19 protein-coding genes are annotated in these 19,588 nt (G+C 73.0%); 11 read left to right on the top strand and 8 right to left on the bottom strand.

Annotation, left to right across the window (positions count from 1 at the left end; all coding sequences use genetic code 11):
- Window positions 1-54: 54 nt before the first annotated feature.
- Complete coding sequence (locus tag ASE15_RS20465; protein ID WP_082618518.1) at window positions 55-1,152, bottom strand: DUF1524 domain-containing protein; 1,098 nt, start codon at window positions 1,150-1,152, stop codon at window positions 55-57.
- 187 nt (window positions 1,153-1,339) lie between these two features.
- Here ASE15_RS20465 and ASE15_RS16365 point away from each other — a divergent pair, with 187 nt between their 5' ends.
- The 6 genes from ASE15_RS16365 (at window position 1,340) to ASE15_RS16340 (ending at window position 7,271) form a co-directional block, all read left to right on the top strand.
- Complete coding sequence (locus ASE15_RS16365) at window positions 1,340-1,762, top strand: organic hydroperoxide resistance protein (protein WP_056652969.1); 423 nt, start codon at window positions 1,340-1,342, stop codon at window positions 1,760-1,762.
- 83 nt (window positions 1,763-1,845) lie between these two features.
- Window positions 1,846-2,484, top strand: a complete 639-nt coding sequence (locus ASE15_RS16360; RefSeq protein WP_056764465.1) for an SDR family oxidoreductase — start codon at window positions 1,846-1,848, stop codon at window positions 2,482-2,484.
- A 127-nt stretch (window positions 2,485-2,611) separates the two neighbouring features.
- Window positions 2,612-4,663: a hypothetical protein gene (locus tag ASE15_RS16355; protein ID WP_157277256.1), complete on the top strand. Its 2,052-nt coding sequence runs from the start codon at window positions 2,612-2,614 to the stop codon at window positions 4,661-4,663.
- A 552-nt stretch (window positions 4,664-5,215) separates the two neighbouring features.
- Complete coding sequence (locus ASE15_RS16350; protein WP_056764742.1) at window positions 5,216-5,791, top strand: bifunctional 2-polyprenyl-6-hydroxyphenol methylase/3-demethylubiquinol 3-O-methyltransferase UbiG; 576 nt, start codon at window positions 5,216-5,218, stop codon at window positions 5,789-5,791.
- A gap of 148 nt (window positions 5,792-5,939) precedes the next feature.
- Complete coding sequence (locus ASE15_RS20940) at window positions 5,940-6,734, top strand: excalibur calcium-binding domain-containing protein (protein WP_235534492.1); 795 nt, start codon at window positions 5,940-5,942, stop codon at window positions 6,732-6,734.
- A gap of 117 nt (window positions 6,735-6,851) precedes the next feature.
- Window positions 6,852-7,271 carry an Hsp20/alpha crystallin family protein gene (locus ASE15_RS16340; RefSeq protein ID WP_082618517.1) on the top strand — a complete coding sequence of 140 codons (420 nt, stop codon included), beginning with the start codon at window positions 6,852-6,854 and terminating at the stop codon, window positions 7,269-7,271.
- A gap of 254 nt (window positions 7,272-7,525) precedes the next feature.
- Here the strand turns inward: ASE15_RS16340 and ASE15_RS16335 are convergent, their stop codons facing one another.
- Both ASE15_RS16335 and ASE15_RS16330 read right to left on the bottom strand, forming a co-directional pair.
- A complete protein-coding gene (locus ASE15_RS16335) occupies window positions 7,526-8,371 on the bottom strand; it encodes an SDR family NAD(P)-dependent oxidoreductase (RefSeq protein ID WP_056764461.1) in 846 nt (281 codons plus the stop codon).
- A gap of 187 nt (window positions 8,372-8,558) precedes the next feature.
- Window positions 8,559-9,491, bottom strand: a complete 933-nt coding sequence (locus ASE15_RS16330) for a hypothetical protein (protein WP_056764459.1) — start codon at window positions 9,489-9,491, stop codon at window positions 8,559-8,561.
- A gap of 191 nt (window positions 9,492-9,682) precedes the next feature.
- Between ASE15_RS16330 and ASE15_RS16325 the strand changes: the two genes are divergently transcribed.
- The 4 genes from ASE15_RS16325 to ASE15_RS16310 all read left to right on the top strand — a co-directional run bounded on the left by ASE15_RS16325 (window position 9,683) and on the right by ASE15_RS16310 (window position 14,776).
- Entirely contained in the window at window positions 9,683-10,669 is a 987-nt protein-coding gene (locus tag ASE15_RS16325) for a hypothetical protein (protein WP_056764457.1), read from the top strand.
- 81 nt (window positions 10,670-10,750) lie between these two features.
- Window positions 10,751-11,890, top strand: a complete 1,140-nt coding sequence (locus ASE15_RS16320; RefSeq protein ID WP_056764456.1) for a Fic family protein — start codon at window positions 10,751-10,753, stop codon at window positions 11,888-11,890.
- A 198-nt stretch (window positions 11,891-12,088) separates the two neighbouring features.
- Window positions 12,089-13,897, top strand: a complete 1,809-nt coding sequence (locus tag ASE15_RS16315; protein ID WP_056764453.1) for an amidase family protein — start codon at window positions 12,089-12,091, stop codon at window positions 13,895-13,897.
- 48 nt (window positions 13,898-13,945) lie between these two features.
- On the top strand, window positions 13,946-14,776 hold the full coding sequence (locus ASE15_RS16310; RefSeq protein WP_056764451.1) for a cohesin domain-containing protein: 831 nt from the start codon (window positions 13,946-13,948) through the stop codon (window positions 14,774-14,776).
- Window positions 14,777-14,904: 128 nt separating this feature from the next.
- Here the strand turns inward: ASE15_RS16310 and ASE15_RS16305 are convergent, their stop codons facing one another.
- Entirely contained in the window at window positions 14,905-15,195 is a 291-nt protein-coding gene (locus ASE15_RS16305; protein WP_056652996.1) for a hypothetical protein, read from the bottom strand.
- Between the two features lie 136 nt (window positions 15,196-15,331).
- On the opposite strand from ASE15_RS16305, the gene ASE15_RS16300 reads away from it, so the two are divergent.
- Window positions 15,332-16,726 carry an exonuclease domain-containing protein gene (locus tag ASE15_RS16300; protein ID WP_200960566.1) on the top strand — a complete coding sequence of 465 codons (1,395 nt, stop codon included), beginning with the start codon at window positions 15,332-15,334 and terminating at the stop codon, window positions 16,724-16,726.
- Here the strand turns inward: ASE15_RS16300 and ASE15_RS16295 are convergent.
- From ASE15_RS16295 to ASE15_RS21685, 4 genes are all read right to left on the bottom strand, one after another.
- The gene (locus ASE15_RS16295; protein ID WP_056764447.1) at window positions 16,710-17,381 is read right to left on the bottom strand and encodes a hypothetical protein; all 672 of its coding nucleotides are present in this window, start codon (window positions 17,379-17,381) and stop codon (window positions 16,710-16,712) included. The genes ASE15_RS16300 and ASE15_RS16295 overlap by 17 nt on opposite strands.
- Window positions 17,382-17,495: 114 nt before the next feature.
- Window positions 17,496-17,912 carry a type II toxin-antitoxin system VapC family toxin gene (locus ASE15_RS16290; protein ID WP_082618515.1) on the bottom strand — a complete coding sequence of 139 codons (417 nt, stop codon included), beginning with the start codon at window positions 17,910-17,912 and terminating at the stop codon, window positions 17,496-17,498.
- Entirely contained in the window at window positions 17,909-18,139 is a 231-nt protein-coding gene (locus ASE15_RS16285; RefSeq protein ID WP_056653009.1) for a hypothetical protein, read from the bottom strand. The genes ASE15_RS16290 and ASE15_RS16285 overlap by 4 nt, the downstream gene beginning before the upstream one ends.
- 80 nt (window positions 18,140-18,219) lie before the next feature.
- Window positions 18,220-19,548, bottom strand: coding sequence for a carbohydrate-binding protein (locus ASE15_RS21685; RefSeq protein ID WP_200960565.1), 1,329 nt, complete (start codon window positions 19,546-19,548; stop codon window positions 18,220-18,222).
- Window positions 19,549-19,588: the final 40 nt, after the last annotated feature.

The raw sequence follows: 19,588 nt of genomic DNA, 5'->3' as shown, positions 1-19,588 counted from the left end.
GGTCATCCTCGATTTCACCCGATGGCCACGCGAACATTCACCCTATGAGGCCCCTCACCTCGCGATCAGCGCGACGTCCTTGCAGTCCGAGAGGATCTCACTCAGCCGGGTGGCCTCGGCCTGCGTCACCGTCAGCGAGTACCGGCTCTTGACCGCCACGACCTGCGCCGAGTACCCGCACCAGATGTCGCGGTCGGGCGGGAGCCACGTCGCCACGTCGCCGGCACCCTTCTCCTGGTTGAGCGTCCCGTCGGCCGCGACGAGATTCAGGGGGTCGTTGGCGAACGCTTCGCGGGTGGCAGCATCCCACCCCTGCGCACCCTTCTGCCACGCGTCGGCGAGCGCAACCACGTGGTCGATCTGGATCAGGCCTGAGGTCTCCTGACCACGCTCGAAAATCATCTCGAGGCCGCTGTACGGCTCGACGAGGCGCCCGCTCAGGACCACGCAGCCCGAGGTGCCGGGCTTGAGCACCACATCGGTCAGGTCCCGCCGGAGGATGTCGTTGCGGGTGTCGCACCCGTTACGGTCCACGTCCGACCATGCCTGTCCGAAGAGCTCACGGTCGTACCCGGTCAGAGGAGCCCGTCCATCGACCTGAAGGGTTGCGAGCACCGAGAGCCACCCCGCACCGGTCGTGGGTGGGCCGTCATCGTCTGCGGGCGGATCCCCGGTTCCCCCCTGTCCCGGGGTCGGTACCAGGTCGGGCGGCGCTTCGGGCTCATGGATCGGGGCGACATCCTCTTGCGTGACCGAGGGCGCAGGCGAGCCGCCTCCTGCCACCTCGGCGGGCCCGTCCGGCGACGGGCGGCCCACCACGAGAGTTGCGGCCCCGGCGATCAGGATGGCGCCGGACACCCCGAGGAGTGCGCGCCGACGCCAGGTCGAGCGCGTTGTCAGACCCGGTAGGTCCGCACCAGTGCGCGGGCTGTCGTCGAAGAGGGCGCTCGGCGCCCCCACCCCGCCGTCGGGTTCGTGGTCGGTCGACGTACGCTCCGACCAGTCGATCAGTGGCGGCGGCGCGTCGTGGAGATCGAGCAGCGGCCGTGTCTCATCGGTCCAGGACGATCCGTCCCAACGACGCTCGACCATCGGCGTCTGCGGGTCGACATACCAGCCCGCGACCCGCTTGGGTCGCGGCGTCAACCGCATGTCGATCGATGGGGGTCGAGAGGCTGCACCTGGGGTCCCTCGGTGAGAAGTACGGGGCCTCCACGGTACCTGGGGACGGGCCTCCGGTCGGACGTCGCTGCGCCCTGGGCGAACCGACCACGCACAGTTGCCCGGAGCGACATACGTTCGAGGGGTTCGTCCGTCAGCCGACCCTGGAGGTAGCACGATGAAGGTTCTCTACACCGCCGAAGCACTCGCCACCGGAGAGGGCCGCAACGGCCACGTCCGCTCGACCGACGGGCGGGTCGACCTCGACGTCGCCGTGCCCAAGGAGATGGGCGGCAGCGGCGACGGGTCCAACCCCGAGCAGCTCTTCGCCGCGGGCTACGCGGCCTGCTTCCACTCGGCCCTGCTGGGCGTCGCACGCCAGCGCAAGGTCTCGGTCGCGGACTCGGCGATCGGTGCGAGCGTCTCGATCGGGCCGCTCGACGCCGGCGGCTACACGCTCGCGGTGCACCTCGAGGCGAGCCTGCCCGGCGTCGAGCGCGCCGTCGCCCAGGAGCTCGTCGAGGCAGCGCACCAGGTCTGCCCGTACTCGAACGCGACGCGAGGCAACATCGACGTGACCGTGGCGGTCGTCGAGGAGTAGCCCGCCCGATCCCCCAGCAGGCGACCCGCGCCTCCTCGGTGCACCGTGGAGGGAGCACCGCACCCGATGAACCGAGGAGAACCATGAACGTCGCCCTGATCGGAGCCCACGGCAAGGTGGGCCGCCTGCTCGTCCCGATCCTCACGGACCACGACAACGCCGTGAGCGGGATCGTGCGCCTCGAGTCGCAGCTCCCGCTCGTCGAGGAGCTCGGCGGGACGCCGGTCCTGCTCGACATCGAGCAGGCCTCGACCGAGGAGATGACCGAGGCCCTGCGCGGGCACGACGCGGTCGTGTGGTCCGCGGGCGCCGGCGGCGGGGACCCCGAACGGACCTACGCGATCGACCGGGACGCCGCGATCCGCTCGATGGACGCGGCCGCGGCCGCAGGGGTCTCGCGCTACGTCATGGTGTCGTGGATCGGCTCGGTGCCGGACCACGGCATCGCGAAGGACAACAGCTTCTTCCCGTACGCCGACGCCAAGCTCGCAGCCGACGACCACCTGCGCGGCACCGACCTCGACTGGACGATCCTGGGCCCCGGAACCCTGACGAACCACGCGGCGACCGGCACGATCGACGTCGACGCCGAGAACGGCGAGACGTCGCGCGGCAACGTCGCGCTGGTGGCCGCGCAGGTCCTGCGGTCCCCCTCGACCGTGGGTCAGTTCATCCGGTTCGTCGACGGCGCCACACCCGTCCTGGAGGTGTTCGGCCGCTAGCAGTCGCCCTGCCGATCCCTCCCTGCGCGCCTCGTCCGCTCCCGTCGCCCCCACACCACAGCACCTGCGCCCCGACGTGGGCGCCAGCCGTTACGGTGTGCCCCACGGCATACGAGGAGGTGAGCACGTGGTCAGACGCAACAGGACGAAGGAACGGGCCAGGGCGGGCTCTTCCCCGGCGCCCGGCAGCGCTCCGGACGGCCCCGCGGGCGACGCTCCGGCCCCACGCCGCGGGGCTCCCCGCAGGCCGCCGTCCGGCGCGCGCTGGGTCACCGACGTCGAGGGCGCACGGGTCCTCGCCGCGCACCTCCTGACCCCGGGCCGTCCCTGGCCCGTGGTCGCGATCTCGGTCGCCGCAGGGCACGACGCCCCCTATGTGGACCTCGACGGCCTGCTCGAGGAGGTCTCGGGGCTGGCCGAGGTCGTCGTCCTGCCCACGGGCGACGCCTCATGGGCGTTCTCGGCCGTGATGCCCCCCTCGACGCAGGTCTACGGCGGGGCTGCGCGCGTCTACCCGGTCGACCACGAGTGGGTCGGCCTGCCGCGGCGCAGCAAGCTGCGCTTCGCCTACTCGGACGCCGACGCACGGCGCCTGCACGACCACCTCACGCACGACACCCTGACCGCGGCCCTCAGTGCGGGACTGCTCGGGACGTCGCACGACCCCGACGCGCCCCTCGTCGAGGGCACGGTCCGGTCCATCCTCGGGCCGCGCGCGTTCGTGACCCTCGACGACGACTCGCTCGCGAGCATCGCCGAGGAGCTCACCGTCCCGGGGGTCTCGCTCGCGCGGCTGCTGGTCGTCGGGCAGCGGGTCGCAGGGACGCTGGACCGGGAGAGCCGCCGGCTGGACGTGCGCGGTGCGCTCCTCGTGCCCGACGGCGCCACGTCACCGGGCGAGGACACGCACCTGGGCGGGTACGCCGTCGGGCAGGTGGTGCTCGCCGACGTGACCGCGGTCGCCCCCGCGACCGTGCACCTGCGGCTCGTCCCCGGGCTCGAGGTCGTCGTGCCGCGCGACGACGTGACCGGGAACCCCGCCGACGAGCTGACCGACCTCTTCACCATGGGTGAGGTCGTGCTCGCGCGCGTCGTGTCGACCGCGCCGTGGCGGCTGCGGCTCGACGACGTCGACGACGACTCCGACAGCGACGACGCACCGGTGCCCGCCCCGAGCCTGCTCGACGGCGGCCCGCCGTGGCTCGTGCTCCCGGACCTCAGCCGCCCGGCCCCGCCCCGGTCGCTGCCCGTGCTGCCGCCGCTGCGCCTGCCCGAGCTGCCCCCCGAGGCGGGATCGGTCGAGGGGCCGCCCACGGAGATGCTCACGGAGGCGCCCACCGAGGTGCTCACCGATGCCGAGCAGGGCACCGCCGAGCCGGGGCCTAGCGCCGAGGGCGGGCTGCGCCGTCGGACCCCGCTGGACCTGATCGCCAACGCGCCGCGACGCGACGCCCCCGCTGCGCCCTCCCGGGGAGCGCTGCGCGACATGAGCCTCGCGCTCGAGGCGAGCCGCACCCGCGCCCGCACGCTCGAGGCGGACCTCGCTGCGGCGACCGCCGAGGTCGGGCTGCTGCGCGCGTCCGCGCAGGCGACCGCGGTCGAGCTCGGCGGGCTGCGGTTGCGTGCGGCCGAGCTCGACCGGGACCTGGCCGAGGCCCTCACCCGGGCCGAGAACTTCCGCACCCGGTACCGCAAGGCCGACCTCAGCCGGCAGCAGCTCAAGAAGGCCGAGAAGGCCGCGAGCCACGGCGGCCCGGCCCCCGACGACGGCGCGGTCTTCCTCGACCCTGTCGAGCAGTTCCGGTTCGAGGTCCAGCTCGCATGGGTCCGGCGCGTCCCGGCTGCCGAGAAGGCGAGCAAGCCGCTCGCGCCGTACGCGCTCGGGGACAGGTTCCTGCCGTCGCTCGCGACGATCGAAGGCGTCTCGCGGGCCAAGGTCGTCGACGTCGTGGTCGAGGTGCTGACCGGGGACGCCGAGCACATCGCAGGCCGCGAGCTGCACCCGCTGCGCGTCAACGAGGGCGGCAGCAGCCCCGCGATCGTGCGCGAGGACGGCGCGACGTGCTGGCGGGCCTCACTCCAGAGCAAGCGTGCGTCGGCCCGCAGGCTGCACTACTGGAAGCGCGGGGACCGGATCGAGCTGTCGCGCGTGGTGCTGCACGACGACGTGGAGCCGTAGGGGTTCCTTTCCGGGTCGGTGCGGGGCTGGTGATCCTGATTTGGTACGGCGGCTGGTGCCGAGGGCTCGGTGGTGCCGGGTGGTGCGTGCCGAGAACGAGGTTGCGGTCGTTATGGAGCTGTTGGCGAACTCAACCTCGTGCTCGACTGCACGGAACCTCGTGGTCGGCGGGTCGTCGGTCCAGAAAGCCGGCAGCGGGGCCGGGCGGCGTGGGCAGCGGGTCGTTCCTGTCCGGCCGGCGCCGTCGGTCCCGGCCGCTGAGACCCCGTCGCCCCGGACCTGGACCGCTGCCGACAGCGGTCGCCGCAGAGGTACGGTCGAGGCTCGCGCCAGGTCGGCCGGTCAGCCGGCCAGCCGGTCAGTCAGCCAGCCAGTCAGCTGATTCGTCGGACCGTCCCGCCGGCCCTGGACGCGCCCGCCGACCCGACCGGACCGCCAGACCTGCCCGACCTCTCCACCCGCACGGCCCGTCCGACCCATCACACCCCCGCCCGACCCCGAGGAGCACCGGTGAGCAAGGCCAACCCCACGCGCTGGGAGCAGAAGACCGCCATGAATCCCGCGCACTCGACGTGGTACGTCGAGCGTTTCCGCGCGATGGCTGCGCAGGGCGCGGACCTCGCGGGCGAGGCGCGGCTCGTCGACGCCATGCTCCCGCGCGGGGCCCGGATCCTCGACGCCGGCTGTGGCCCGGGTCGCGTGGGCGCCGAGCTCGCGGCGCGCGGGCACACGGTCGTGGGGGTCGACGTCGATCCCGTCCTCATCGAGGCCGCCGAGACAGACCATCCCGGCTCGACGTGGCTCGTCGCGGACATCGCCGAGCTCGACCTGCCCACGATGGGGGTCGACGAACCGTTCGACCTGATCGTGTGCGCCGGGAACGTCGTGACGTTCCTGGCGCCGGGGACCGAGGTCGAGGTGCTGCGCCGTTTCCGGGCCCACCTGGCACCGGGCGGGCGGGCCGTCGTCGGGTTCGGCGCGGGGCGCGGCTACGCGTTCGACGCCTTCTTCTCCGACGCCGCCGAGGCCGGGCTCGAGGTTCAGCTCACGCTGTCGACGTGGGACCTGCGGCAGTTCACCGAGGGCGGCGACTTCCTGGTCGCGGTCCTGGGAGCACCCCAGGCCTGAGCACGCGGCAGCGTCCGCGGCGGATTTCACCCGGCTGCGGATGCTGCCCCGCCGCAGCCGCTCCCCTACCCTCCGGGGTAGTCGGCCGATGGACGGCCGTGCTCGGCACCGCCACCGCGCGTGTGCCACCTCGACGAGGAGCAGTGCCATGAGCGCTCGTTTCAACCCGCCTCCCGGCTGGCCCGTCCCGCCCGCCGGATGGATCCCCGACTCGACCTGGGAACCCGATCCCAGCTGGCCGGCACCTCCTGCCGGGTGGCCGATGTGGATCGACGACACGGTGACCGAGCCGCGCGAGGAGACGATGCTCCTGCCGCTCGCGGGACTCTCGAGCGTCGGCCCGACCACCGGCGCTCGTCAGGACAACCGCACCCGGCGCATCGTGCTCATCGCCTTCCTGTGCCTCGCGTTCCTGGTCCTCGGCCTCCTCCTCGGCAAGGGCCGAGCGGGTGCGCAGCTCGCCGCCGCCGAGACCACGCTCGAAGAGGTGCAGGCGGAGCGAGCCCGCGTCGAGGAGGACAAGGCGGAGCTCCTCACGTCTCAGGAGGACCTCACCGCGGCCCAGGCGACGGTGACCGAGCGGGAGGGTGCCGTGGGGACCAAGGAGGCCGAGCTCGTGACCCGCGAGTCCGCTGCAGCGGCCGCGGAGACCGACCTGCAGTCTCGCCTGACCGTGGTGGAAGGCCGGGAGAGCGCGGTCGCCACCGCCGAGGCCGACCTCCAGGCCCGGAGTGCGGCAGCAGGTCGCTCGGGGACCTCGTCCAGCACCCCGAAGGAGACGACGCAGGACGCCCCGGCGGGAATCGTCGGCGGGGGCGGCGGCAACGTCTCGTACGCGAACTGCGACGCGGTCCGAGCGGCGGGCAAGGCACCGATCCGCGTCGGCGAGCCCGGGTACAGCAAGAAGCTGGACCGCGACGGCGACGGGGTGGGCTGCGAGTAGGCCGAGCCCCGCCCCACGGGCGCGGTCGTTCGTCCAGGGCGAACGCGGTTCCGGAATTGAGCGTGGGTGACTCAAGTTGTATCCGTCAGAGGTTCCATCACGACTGAAGGAGTCACCATGACGACCACCCTGACCACCCCCGCCCCCACCTTCGACCGCGCCCTGCGCGACCTGCTCACCGCCCGACCCGTGGCGGGCGTCCCGGCCCACGCCGACGTCTTCCAGGACGGCGACGACCTCGTCGCCCGCTTCGACCTGCCGGGCATCGACCCCGCGCAGGACGTCACGGTCGAGGTCGAGGGCCGCAAGCTCGTCGTGCGCGGCGAGCGCAAGGACGAGCGGGCCGAGGAGACCGAGGGCCGCCGTGTCCGCGAGGTCCGCTACGGCGCGTTCCACCGCGTCGTGACGCTCCCCCAGGCCACCAGCGCGGACGCGATCAGCGCCCGGTACGACGCAGGCGTCCTGACCGTCACCGTCGCCGGCGTCTACGCCGGCACGACGCCGCAGCGCATCGAGGTCACGACCTCGGCGTCCTGACGGTCCTCCCAGCCTCCCCGTCGCAGGTCACCCCCCTTCGGCCTGCGGCGCGGTGAGATCGACGGGCCCGGTTGCGAGAGCACCGGGCCCGTCGTGCTGTCCGGGGACGCGCGGCGCTCACGAGCATGCGGTCGGCGTCACTCGAGCATGCGGTGGGCGTTCATAACGCGGACGAAACCGACGACAACCGCATGGTCGGCACCGAAGGGGTGAGGCCCGATCCGCCGAGGTCCAGAGCCCAGAGGCCGCCTCCGTCAGGCCGCCGTCCCCGGCTCGTCGGCCCCGGCCACCATCTCCACGCTCCGGTCCCAGAGCTCGGCCGCGAGCCGCGCGTCGCCCACGAGCGGGTGGGTCGTCGCGATCTTGCGCTTGACGTAGTAGTTCCCCGGCTCCCAGTCGACGCCCGGGGTCGTCGTCGCGAGCCAGACCAGGGTGTCGGCCCCCTTGGCCGACGACGTGAGGAAGCGGCTCAGCACGGTCTGGTACATGACCCGCATACCGCTCGTCGACGTGGCCGCGAAGTTCGTCGCGACCACGCCCGGGTGGAAGGCCGCGGCCGAGATCCCCGACGCGCGGTACCGGCGGTCGAGCTCGCGCGTGAACAGGTTGACCGCGAGCTTGGCGTTCCCGTACGCGGCGTTGGGCGCGTACGACCGCTCGGCCTCGAGGTCGTCGAGGTGGAAGTCGCTGAACAGGCGGTGCGCGGCGCTGCTCGTGCTGATGACGCTCGCGTGGCTCTCCTCCAAGCGGTCGAGCAGCAGCGTGGTGAGGAGGAACGGCGCCAGGTAGTTCACCTGGAACGTCAGCTCGTGGCCGTCCTCGGAGACCTGGCGGTCGGCCATGATGCCGCCCGCGTTGTTCGCGAGGACGTCGATCCTCTCGTAGCGCTCGCGCAGGTCGGCGGCGAGCGCCCGCACCTCGGCCAGGCGCGCGAAGTCGGCCACGAAGAAGTCAGCCCCGACCTCCCCGGCCACCGCGGCGGTCTTCTCGGGCGAGCGCCCGACGACCACCACCCGGTGCCCGTCCGCCGCGAGCTGCCGGGCCGCGGCCGCGCCGATCCCGTCGCTCGCCCCGGTGATGACGATGGTCCTGCGTGCCATGTGCTGCCTCGCCTCGTGTCGTGCCGCCGGCGCTCGTCCCGGCGCGCCCTCGCCGTGCGGCCGGCCCTCGCCCACCACGCGGTCCCCTCGGAGCGTAGACCGCGCGCGGGAACCGGACCGCGTGACGGCACGGACCGCCGCGTCTCCCCTCCCCCGTCGCCCCGGAGACGATCGCCGCCCGGGCGACCTACGCCGTCGGGCCCTCTGCGCGTGCGAAGCGTTCCCGCAGCCCCAGCGCGGCCGACCGCCACGACGCGGCGCGCTTGATCGTCGCGCCCATCTCGCCCTCGTCGACCGGGACGTGCACGACCCGCACCCCCCGCTCGGCCGCGAGCGCCAGTATGGCGTCGGTCGACTCGGGGAACGCGAGCTGCAGCAGGACGGACGTCGTGCACGCCTGCCGCTCGCCCTCGCCGAAGCGACGCTTGTAGACGATCTCGGTCACGGTCCGCCGGGTGAACAGGTCGCGTTCCGCGACCTCCTCGGGCCCCTCCTCGGTGTCGTCGTCCGAGGTGTCGCCGACCTCGAGGAGGCGCGCGACGTCGTCGGGCAGGGGCACGACCGCCAGGTACAGCGACACGAGCAGCTCCGAGACCTTGCCCAGGACCCAGCCGCGCCCCGGCAGGCGCGGGATCACGCTCAGGTACTGCGCGAAGTTCGCCTCGAGCGCGTCAGCCGACAGGCTCGACCAGGCGGGGTGCGTGCGCAGCTCGATCACACGGTCCCAGTCGACCGCGTCGCCGTCGAACCCGACCTCCCGCGGGCCCACGTGCACGGCCCCGAACCGGTCGAGCAGCTCGAGGGGCTTGGTCGCGAAGCGCGGAACGTACGGGACCTGGCGCACGAGGCCCGCTGCCGAGGCGTCCCAGTGCGCGGTGAGCGGCAGGCCCGGGCGCGGATAGACGTCCAGGGCGCGGCCCACCCAGCCCGCGACCAGGTCGTCGAGCCCGGGCTTCGCGGGGGTGTCCGCGAGGCCCGACGGCGGCGCTCCGGTCGGGTCGGCGGGTGCAGCGGAGGCGGTGGCTGGGTCTGGCGAGGCGTCGGTGTCGGTGGGGGCCGGGTCGGCTGCGACGTCCGGTGCCGAGGCCGCGGTCGAGCCGAGCGATAGGTCCTTGTCCACGGGCTCCCCTGGGTCGGCGGCGATCCGCGCTCCCGGGCCGTGTGCCCGGTGCGCTCGACTCCGGAGACTATCGGAGGTGCCGAGCATGCGGTTGTCGTTCCACGAGCATGCGGTTATCGTCCGATCCGGCCTGATCCTGGACGACAACCGCATGCTCGGCACGGCCTGAGGAACGGTGCGACGCTGGACCGATGAGCGAGGACCCCGCGGCGAGCGGCGAGCAGGCGGTCGATCACCTGTTCGCGCTGCCTCTCGACGAGTTCGTCGCGGCCAGGAACGTCGCTGCCAAGCAGGCCACCGCGGCGGGCGACTCCGTGGGCGCGGCCCGGCTGCGCGGGCTGGCCAAGCCGACCGTCGCGGCGTGGGTCGTCAACCAGGTCGCCCGCGCGCACGGGCAGGCGATCGACGACCTCGTGGCGCTCGGCGACGAGCTGCGCGCCGCGACCGAGGACCGTGACCGCGCGCGGCTCACCGAGCTCGACCGCGAGCGCCGACGCCAGGTCGACGCCCTGGTCGCCGAGGTGTCGTCGGCAGGCGTGGGCGGCAGGTCGGTGTCGGGCGAGGCGGCGCGCCGGCTCGGCGAGACCCTCACCGCGGCGGTCATGGACCGCGACGCCGGGGCGCTCGTCCGAGCCGGGCGACTCACGCAGGCGCTCCAGTACGTCGGGTTCGGGATCGTCGACGAGAGCGGCGAGACGGCCGACGTCGTGTCGTTGAGCGCCGAGCGCGAGGCCCGGAGGGGTTCCGGTGCGCGGCGTCCTGCGGCTGCGGAGCCGCCGGGACGCGCCGGGGAGCCTCACGTCGAGGCGCCCGCCGACGCGTCGTCCGACGGCGAGCACCCGGGATCGGATACCGCCCTGGACTCCGCCGAGCGCATGGTCGCCGAGGCGGCCGCGGACATCGACCGGCTCGAAGGTCGCCGCGACCAGGCCGCCGACTCCGTGCGGGAGGCGAGCGACGCCGTCGGGCCCCTGGATGCGCGCCTGGCCGCGCTGGACGAGCAGATCGCCCGGCTGACCGCCGAGCGCGACGACGCGCACCGCGCGCTCGACGAGGCGCGCGCGGCGCTCGCCGCGGCCGAGGAAGAGCTGGCCGGCGTGGACGCCGACCTCGAGGCCGCGGAGGGTCGCGCCGAGGAGGCGAGGCGACGCCGTCGGGCGCTGCGCGCACAAGCGTGAACAGGATGTCTCGATGTCTCAATTCTTGCGACACGGCGTGTTGCGTGAGACCGTGTGTCTCTAGATTAAGGACATTGGGTCATGCTCTACCCCCTCCCCGTACTGACTGCCGACGACGAACGCGTCCTCGGCGAGCTCTCGACGATGCGCAGTGCGCTCGCCGATCAGATCCGCACGCCCCGGCGGTGGGTAGGGAGGCTTCGTAGGACGGCCGTCGCACGGGCGATCCAAGGGTCGAACAGCATCGAGGGGTACAACGTCGCCCTCGACGACGCCGACGCCGCGATCGAGGGCGACGAACCGATCAGCGCTGACGTCCAGACGTTCCGTGAGATCGCCGGCTATCGCCAGGCGCTCGGGTTCATCCTGGCGACCGCCGGCGACGAGAACTTCACGCTCGACGCATCGATCCTCCGTTCCATGCACTACATGCTCTTGTCCCACGCTCTCGACAAGAGCCCCGGTCAGTACCGCCGCGGGGAGATCTTTGTCTCGGACGAGACGACCGGCCGTCACCTCTACGCCGGGCCTGACGCCGACCTCGTTGCAGAACTCGTCGACGAGCTCATGAGATGGACCGCCGACCATCCGGACCTCGATCCGTTCGTCAGCGGTGCGATGGCGCATCTCAACCTGGTCATGATCCATCCCTTCCGCGACGGCAACGGCCGCATGGCTCGCGCTCTGCAGACGCTGGTACTGACCCGAGCAGGCCTGAGTGCTCCCGAGCTGTCGAGCATCGAGGAGTGGCTCGGGGCGAACACCGAGGACTACTACCGTGTCCTGGCGCGATCCAGTAACGGCACCTGGAGCCCGGGCCACGATGCCTCCACCTGGGTGACGTTCTCGTTGCGCGCGCACCATCTCCAGGCACAGGCCGTCCTCGACCGCGTATCGCGCGCCTCAAGAGTCTGGAGCATGCTCGACGATCTCGGGGCGAGCCAGCGGCTCCCGGATCGATCGCTCGACGTCCTCTACTCGGCGGCACTCGGCATGCGGGTCCGGCGAGGGCCGTACGTGCGTGAAGCCCAGATCGACGAGCGCACGGCGAGCCGCGACCTCAAGCTGCTGACCGACGTCGCACTGCTGCGCGCCGTCGGTAGCACCAAGGGGCGGCACTACGTCGCCGGGCCGGCACTCGACGCCGTGGTCGCCGTCCGCAGGTCCGCTGCCGAGACCGTGGATCCCTACCCCGGATTCCGCGCGAGCCTCTACTCGTAGGACGCCGACCATGGTCGGGCAGTAGACGAGACACGGTTCTGAGTGACCGCGCAGCGGTCGAAACTGCCGCGACACCACGCCGAAACACGCGGGTGGCAGCCTCGCTGTGGGCGCACGGGGGTGCGCGCCCTCCCCAGATCAACCGCCGCCGTCGGCGTGCCTCGCCCTGCCCTCGGCGCACTCGGAAGGGACAACTCCGTGAACACGCACGCACGACGACGGCGCCTCCTCGCCGCCGCTCCCGTCGCCCTGGTCGCGCTCGTCGCACCGATCACCGTGGGCCTGACCGCGACCACCGCCGTCGGCGCTCCCGCCGACCAGGCCTCGACCGGGCTCGCGTTCGGGGCGCCCTTCTACACCGAGGCCGACCTGACGGGCGACGGCGCGGTCGACACCGACGACCTGTCGCTGCTCGTCGCGGCGGTCGGGACAACGAGCACCGACGCCGGCTGGTCCGACGTCGCGGCCGCCGACCTCGACGGCAGCGGCACGATCGACGTGACCGACGTCGCGGCCCTGTCCCAGCGCATGCTCTACGACGACGGCGCCTTCACGCTCCTCGAGGCGAGCACGGTGGACATCCAGAAGGCCATGGCCTCGGGCGAGCTGACCGCGGTCGAGCTCACGCAGATGTACCTCGACCGGATCGAGGCGTACGACGACCAGATCAACTCGATCATCACGGTCAACCCGCACGCGCTCGAGATCGCGGCCGAGCTCGACAAGGAACGCGCCGCGGGCGGCCCGCGCAGCATGCTGCACGGCATCCCCGTGATCGCGAAGGACAACTACAACACCGTCGACATGCCGACCACGGCCGGGTGCACGTGCCTCCGGGCGAACCAGACGTCGTCGGACGCCCAGATGATCGAGAACCTGCGGGCCGACGGTGCCGTGATCCTCGCCAAGGCCAACCTCTACGAGTTCGCGGTCAGCACCACGACCGACAGCTCGCTGGGCGGCACCACGACCAACCCGTACGCGCCCGGCAAGACCTCGGGCGGGTCGAGCGGTGGGTCCGGGGCGTCGATCGCCGCCAACTTCGCGGTGATCGGGCTCGGCACGGACACGGGCGGCTCGATCCGCATCCCCTCGTCGTGGAACGCGCTCGTGGGCGTGCGCTCGACCGTGGGGCTCACGAGCCGCGACGGGATCGTCCCGCTCGCGCTGTCCCAGGACACGGGCGGCCCCATGACCCGCACCGTGACCGACGCGGCCATCGCGCTCGACGCCGTCGCGGGCTCCGACCCCGAGGACGCCGCGACCGCGCTGACCGACTCCCGTCGGCCCGCCTCCTACACCTCGTTCCTCGACGCCGACAGCCTCGACGGCGCCCGCATCGGCTACGACCCGACGACGATCGGCACCAACGCGACCGCCCAGCGCCTGTTCACCGACGCCGTCGCCGACCTCGAGGCCCGCGGGGCCGAGGTCGTGCCGCTGGCCATCACGGACATGGCGACGATCCAGACCTGGTCCTCGGGCAGCACCAACGAGTTCGGCCACGACCTCAACGCGTACCTGACGAAGTTCGCCGCCCCGGCCGTGCCGTACCGGTCGCTCCAGGACATCGTGGCGTCGGACGGCGACTACCTCCCCGCGCTGGCGGGCACCCTGCGCACCCGCTCGCTCGTGACCCAGGAGACGTACGACGCCTGGAGGACCCAGCACGACGGCGAGATCGCGTTCGGCCGCCGGGCCATCGAGGGAACCATGGACGCGCACGACGTCGACGCGATCATCTACCCGTCGACCTCGGGGCCGACCGGATACTCGAGCGGCTCCAACAACCGCCTCAGCCCCTTCTCGGCCCTGCCCGCCGTGACCGTGCCCATGGGCTTCGCGTCGGCCGCTCTCGACGGCTCGACGAGCGACGGCGCACCGATCGGCCTCGAGTTCATCGGCCGTGCTTACGACGAGGGGACGCTGCTCGGCCTGGCCTACGGGTACGAGCAGGGCTCGCTCAACCGCCACGCACCCGCGCTGTTCCCCGAGCTGGAGGGCTGAGCCGTGCGGATCACGACACCTGCTTCACTGTTCGAGAGGACGACCACCATGGACCGAGCCGTTGGATCACGGGCACCGCAGCGGGCCGGCGCAGGGCGGCGCGCCGCCCGGCGGGTCGTCACCGGTGCGGCGACGCTGACGCTCGCGGGGGCGACGCTCCTCGGCGGCGCCGGAGCGGCGAGCGCCGCGACGACCGTCGGCTCGTACACGGTCACGGCCTCGGCCCCTGCGGTCGAGGTCGGCGACACCGTCTCGGTGACCGTGGCCGCCACCGGGGTCAGCGACCTGTTCGCGTACGAGCTCACGGTGGGCTTCGACCCCGAGGTGCTCGAGTACGTCGACGGCAGCGGGACCACCGACATCCCGGGGTTCCACGAGGCGACGCTCGGTCCCGACGGGTCCTCGGTCGTGCTCACGCAGACCAGGCTCGGCACCTCGCCGGCCGCCGAGGGAGACCTGACGCTCGCGACCCTCGACTTCGTGGCCGTGGGCGCCGGGGACGGGGGCGTGACCGCCGAGCGCGCCACGCTCGTCGACGCCGCGACCCAGGCGACCGAGGTCACGGACCTCGGGACCGCGCCGATCACCGTGACGGCCGTGGCCGTCGAGCCGACCGACCCTCCCACGGACGACCCGGGGACGGGCGGCCCGGGTACCGACGAGCCGGGCGCCGGTGAGCCCACCGACGACGCGACGCTCGTCGACTCGGACGGTGGGTCGGACCCCTGGTCGACGGGAGGCACGGGCTCGCTCGCCTCGACCGGTGCGACCGTCGGGCTCGCCGCCGGCGCGGCGTTCCTCGCGCTGCTGGTCGGCGTCGGGCTCGTCCTCGCGGCGCGCCGCCACCGCGCCCGCCGGTCGGAGGGCGGCGCCGCATAGCGCCGCTCCCGCCCCCGGCACAGGGGTAGGAGCGCGGAGCGCGCCCGTGGGGGGCGTGCTCGACGGAGCGACGGGCCGGGCCTCGGAGACGAGGTCCGGCCCGTCGTGCGTCGTGCCGCTCCGGGGCCTCAGTCGCTCGACGGCGGGGCCGTGCGCTCCGGGATGTACACCTCGATCGAGACGTCACCGGGGTCCGGAGACTCGGACGGTGCCGTCGTGGCTGTGTCGGTCGGTTCGGGCGACGGCCCGTCGGTCGGGTCGACCGGCGGCGGGCTCGTGGGCTCGGTGGACGGGTCGGTCGGTGACGGGTCGGTCGCGGTCGGTGAGGGTGACGCGGGACCCGAGCCCGTGCCTCCCTTGCACCCCGCGAGCAGTCCGACGGACACCAGGACGCTGGCCGTGATGGCAGCAGTACGCACAGCAGATCTCCCCTGAGTTGGTATGCCTGTCCAGGTTAGAAACGATTCGACGGACGCGCGCGTCGAACGCCCTCCGCACCCACGAACCCTGTGGACGACTTCGTCGTCTCGCGCCCCACCTGGCACCCTGGTCCCCGTGCCCGGATTCGCCGTGATCGACCTCGAGACCACTGGGTTCTCGCCCCGCCAGCACGACCGCATCGCCGAGGTCGCCGTCGTCCTGACGGACACCGCCGGCCGCGTCCAGGACGAGTGGTGCACGCTCGTCAACCCTGAGCGCGACCTGGGCCCGCAGCACGTGCACGGCATCAGCGCGGCCGACGTGAGTCTCGCGCCCACGTTCGCGGTCGTCGCGCCGCACCTCGCGCGGCTCCTTGAGGGGCGCGTGATCGTCGCCCACAACGCGAGCTTCGACACGCGCTTCCTGCGCGCCGAGTTCGGGCGCGTGGGCCTGCCCGTGGGGATCGACCCGCTCGCGTGCCTGTGCACCATGCGCCTGGCAGGGACCTTCCTGCCGTCGGCGCCGCGCGGGCTCGCGATCTGCTGCGAGCTCGCGGGCGTGGTGCACGACGGCGCCCACTCGGCTCTCGGCGACGCCCGCGCCACTGCGGGTCTCCTCGAGCACTACCTGGGGCTCGACGACGCCGACCCGCTCTGGGCCCAGGCCCACGAGGCGTCGGCCACGCACTCGTGGCCCGGCCTCGCGGTCCCCGACGGCTTCTCCCCCGTGCTGCGTGGCGCGAGCCGCCCCACGGGCCACTGGCTCTCGGGCCTGTCCGACCGACTCGACCGCGTGCCCTTCCCCGTCGAGGCCGACGACTACCTCGCGCTCCTCGACCTGGCCCTGCTCGACCGGTACGTGTCCTTCACCGAGCGCGGCGCGCTCCTCGCCGCCGCCGAGGAGGCCGGGCTCGGCCGTGCGCAGGTCGAGTCGCTGCACCGCGGGTACCTCGACGCGCTCGCGCGGGTCGCGCTCGAGGACGGCATGCTCTCGGACGCCGAGGTCGCGGACCTCCACGAGGTCGCCGGCCAGCTCGGCATGGACGCCGACGACGTCGCGGCAGCGGTCGAGCGCGCGGCGTCTGGTCCGGTGCTCGCTTCTCTGCCCGACGACGGAGCGCACCTGCGCGCGGAGGCGAGCGGCGCCGTCGGGCCGCGTGGGGATGGCGAAGCTGGTGGAGCCGCCGCGCTGAGCGGGGCTGACGCGCTGGGTGGGGCTGCCCGGGGCGCCGCGCTGGGTGGGGCCGTCGCGACCGTGGCCGCGCGGCCGCGGTTCGCGCTGGCTCGGGGCGACGAGATCGTGCTGACCGGGGCCATGACGCGGCCCCGCGAGGACTGGGAGCGCGAGGCGCGCGCGGCCGGGCTGGCACCCTGGCCGAACGTCACCAAGCGCACGCGCGTCGTGATCGCGGCCGACCCGGACTCGCTGTCAGGGAAGGCCCGGACCGCGCGGCGGTACGGGATCCCCGTGGTCAGCGAGAGCGTGCTCGAGGAGCTGCTGGGGCGGGTCGAGGTCACCGGGGTGCGGTGATGTCGTGCGTCGTCGGGCGGATCCGGACGCGTGGCGCGCCGAACCCCCGGACGATCGCGGCGGTGTGATCCAGGACGGTGAGCGAGCCGTCGACCACGCACACGTCGCCTCGGCTGAAGTGCCCCCACAGAGGCGTCTGCTCCCGCTCACCGGTCCGGACGTCGACGAGGCAGACCGCGGTGCACTGCCCGTGGTGGACGGACTCGACGACCTCGACGACCCGACCGCCCTGGACCGTCGCGGCCAGCGCGACCATGCGTGCCCACCGGCGGCGGCACCGTGCCACGAACCACACCGGCCCCGCGATCGTGGCGGCGACCATGGTGCCGAACGCGACCGTCCGCAGGTGCTCCGTGACCCCGGGCGTCTCCATCGTGAACAACAACAGGAGCACGAGGAGGTACGGAGCGAGCAGCACACCGACGAACGGCAGCAGCAGACAGGGCAGGGTCGGTCGCACCCAGTAGTGCGTGAAGAACCACGGCAGGTAGACCGCGAGCGCCATCGCGTTGACCGCCCCGTGATACGCGAGGTCCTCGTCACCGTGCCCCACACCCACGATCCACGACACCAGGACCGTGCGGGCACCTGCGACGACGAAAGCTGCGAGGACCGCGCCCGCGACGCCCCACAGCCATGTGACGACCCTGCCCATGCTGACTCCCCCTGCTCGATCGCATCGCGCCGGGTGCGCGCTGCATCGACCGGGACCATCGTGTCGGCGTCGAGGGGCGGAGCCAGGGTTGTCCACAGGGGCCGATGGCCCGTCCTACGCGACGAGCTCGATCGTGCAGCGGGGGCCGGGCGCGCGCGCGAGCCGCGCATCCGTCGTGACGAGGGTGGCGTCGAGATGTTCCGCGAGCGCGACGTAGGCGGCGTCGTACGTGCTCAGGTTGGGGCCGAGCTCCCAGGCTCGGGCGGCCAGCACCTCGAAGGGCCAGAGCTCGACGGGCAGGCGACGCAGAGCGTCGAACGCGATGCGCGCCTCGCCGTCCGACAGCAGTCCTGCTGCGCGGCGACGGCGCAGCACGTTCGTGACCTCGTACGGAAGGAGCGACGGAGCGAACAACGTGGCGCCACGGAGCAGCTGGGCAACCGTATCGCCCCGCGTCGACGGGTCGATGAGCAGCACGACGACCGCCGACGCATCCGGGACGACGAGACCGCCCTGACGGTGCTGACTCACCGGCGGTCGGCGGCGAGGTCCGCGGTCAACGAGTCCATCTCGAGCGCAGGGAAGCCCCGGGCGTTGCGACGGATGTCGACGAGGACGCCCTCGAGCGACGGCTTGGCCGCCAGGTCGTCGAGGGCCTGGGCGAGGTACTCCTGCAGCGATCGCCCTGAGGCGGCCGCACGCGAGGCGAGCTCGTCGCGCACCTCCTGCGGGACGTCGCGGATCGTGATCGAGACCATGCCTGCACTCTACTGCTGATGCTGCTGATCTAGCAGCACGTGGGACGACAGGGTGAGACACACCGGATGCTGGAAGCCGATCAGCAGGTCCCGACCACCGCCCACGCTCCCCACTGCGACGTCCCGGGCGTCTCGCCCTGGGTCCACCACCTGGCCGTGTAGGTGCTGCCGGCGTGCGAGACCGTGGCTCCGCCCGTGTAGACGGCGCTCGCGCTCCAGGCCGGAGCGGTGCACGCGGGCGTGGTGGGACTCGGCGAGGGTGAGGGCGTCGGGCTCGGGGTGGGCTCCGGCGTCGGGCTCGGTTCCGGTCCCGGGCCGCCGCCCAGCGGCGAGACGGGGATGCCCGGGTTGACCAGGCCGTCTCCCCCGACGACCGTGTTGTCGCTCGTCACCGTCACCGGACAGGTCGCCGCGTCGTACACGGTCACCTCGATCGCGTACCGCCCGGGCCCGACGGCGCCGCTCAGGTCCGAGGAGTTGTTCCGGAACGTCGTGCCGCAGCCCCAGCCGGGCGACTGCTGGTGCGTCTGGAAGCCGGACCTGGTGGTCCCGATGCCAACGTTGTCCTCGACGACGTAGCCGTTGCCCTTGATGTCGACCCACGAGTCGTCGTAGTTGGCGCCCGTCAGGCCGTCGCCGTAGAAGGTGTTGCCCGCGATGCGGCCGCCACGCGTGCCCTCCTTGATGTCGACGTTCTCGCCGCGCACCAGCGGGCCGATGACGTTGTCGAGGATCTGGACGTGGTCGGACGTGTCGCTGTAGGTGTTGGCGGACCCGACGTAGACGCCCTCGCCCATGCCGCGCCCGTCCTGCCCGGTGTCGAAGATGCGCGAGCTCTGCAGGACGCCGTAGCTGCTCGACGTGCGGAAGTGCACGCCCTCCATGGTGAGGTCGTGGACCGTGACGCCGTCGATCGTGACGTGGTCGGACGAGTCGACCATGATGCCCTTCTGGGCGTTCTGGACCGTGATGCCGCGGACCGTCCAGTGGTCGGCGTCGGTGAGCTGGAGGACGTTGCCGCCGCCGCTCGAGGTGCGCAGGACGGCGTTCGCGGAACCCTCGAGGTTGATCGGGGCCGATGCCGTGGCCGGGCGTCCCGTGACCTTGAAGTTGCCCGTGTAGACACCGTCGGCGAGGTGGATGGTCTGGCCCGGGGCGGCTGCCGCGAGGGCGGACTTGAGCTGGGCCGCGGTCGAGACGGAGACGGTCTCGGCGGCGGCCGCCTGCCGGGGTGACGCGACGGTGACCGCGAGGAGGGCGAGGGTCGCAGCGGTGGCGGCTGCGGCGAGGGCCCGTCTGCGGTGGGCGACCGTGTTGGTGGTGATGGTGGGCGTGGTGAGCGCGGTGAGTGGAGCGCGGCGGGTCGCGAGCGGAGCGCGGCGCCGTTGCCACGCGGGCGGTGTGGTCATGCGTGGAGGATGCTCGCGCCGTTGGCGGGTGGTCAACGGG

Origin of the sequence: Oerskovia sp. Root22 (assembly GCF_001429135.1) — a bacterium.
Classification (GTDB): domain Bacteria; phylum Actinomycetota; class Actinomycetes; order Actinomycetales; family Cellulomonadaceae; genus Oerskovia; species Oerskovia enterophila.
This window is presented reverse-complemented; position numbering and strand designations above follow the sequence as displayed.

Coding starts and splice junctions, on each gene's coding strand:
- ASE15_RS20465 (WP_082618518.1), bottom strand. CDS start 1,152: ATGCGGTTGACGCCGCGACCCAAGCGGGTCGCGGGCTGGTATGTCGAC.
- ASE15_RS16365 (WP_056652969.1), top strand. CDS start 1,340: ATGAAGGTTCTCTACACCGCCGAAGCACTCGCCACCGGAGAGGGCCGC.
- ASE15_RS16360 (WP_056764465.1), top strand. CDS start 1,846: ATGAACGTCGCCCTGATCGGAGCCCACGGCAAGGTGGGCCGCCTGCTC.
- ASE15_RS16350 (WP_056764742.1), top strand. CDS start 5,216: ATGAATCCCGCGCACTCGACGTGGTACGTCGAGCGTTTCCGCGCGATG.
- ASE15_RS20940 (WP_235534492.1), top strand. CDS start 5,940: ATGAGCGCTCGTTTCAACCCGCCTCCCGGCTGGCCCGTCCCGCCCGCC.
- ASE15_RS16340 (WP_082618517.1), top strand. CDS start 6,852: ATGACGACCACCCTGACCACCCCCGCCCCCACCTTCGACCGCGCCCTG.
- ASE15_RS16335 (WP_056764461.1), bottom strand. CDS start 8,371: ATGGCACGCAGGACCATCGTCATCACCGGGGCGAGCGACGGGATCGGC.
- ASE15_RS16325 (WP_056764457.1), top strand. CDS start 9,683: ATGAGCGAGGACCCCGCGGCGAGCGGCGAGCAGGCGGTCGATCACCTG.
- ASE15_RS16320 (WP_056764456.1), top strand. CDS start 10,751: ATGCTCTACCCCCTCCCCGTACTGACTGCCGACGACGAACGCGTCCTC.
- ASE15_RS16310 (WP_056764451.1), top strand. CDS start 13,946: ATGGACCGAGCCGTTGGATCACGGGCACCGCAGCGGGCCGGCGCAGGG.
- ASE15_RS16295 (WP_056764447.1), bottom strand. CDS start 17,381: ATGGGCAGGGTCGTCACATGGCTGTGGGGCGTCGCGGGCGCGGTCCTC.
- ASE15_RS16285 (WP_056653009.1), bottom strand. CDS start 18,139: ATGGTCTCGATCACGATCCGCGACGTCCCGCAGGAGGTGCGCGACGAG.
- ASE15_RS21685 (WP_200960565.1), bottom strand. CDS start 19,548: ATGACCACACCGCCCGCGTGGCAACGGCGCCGCGCTCCGCTCGCGACC.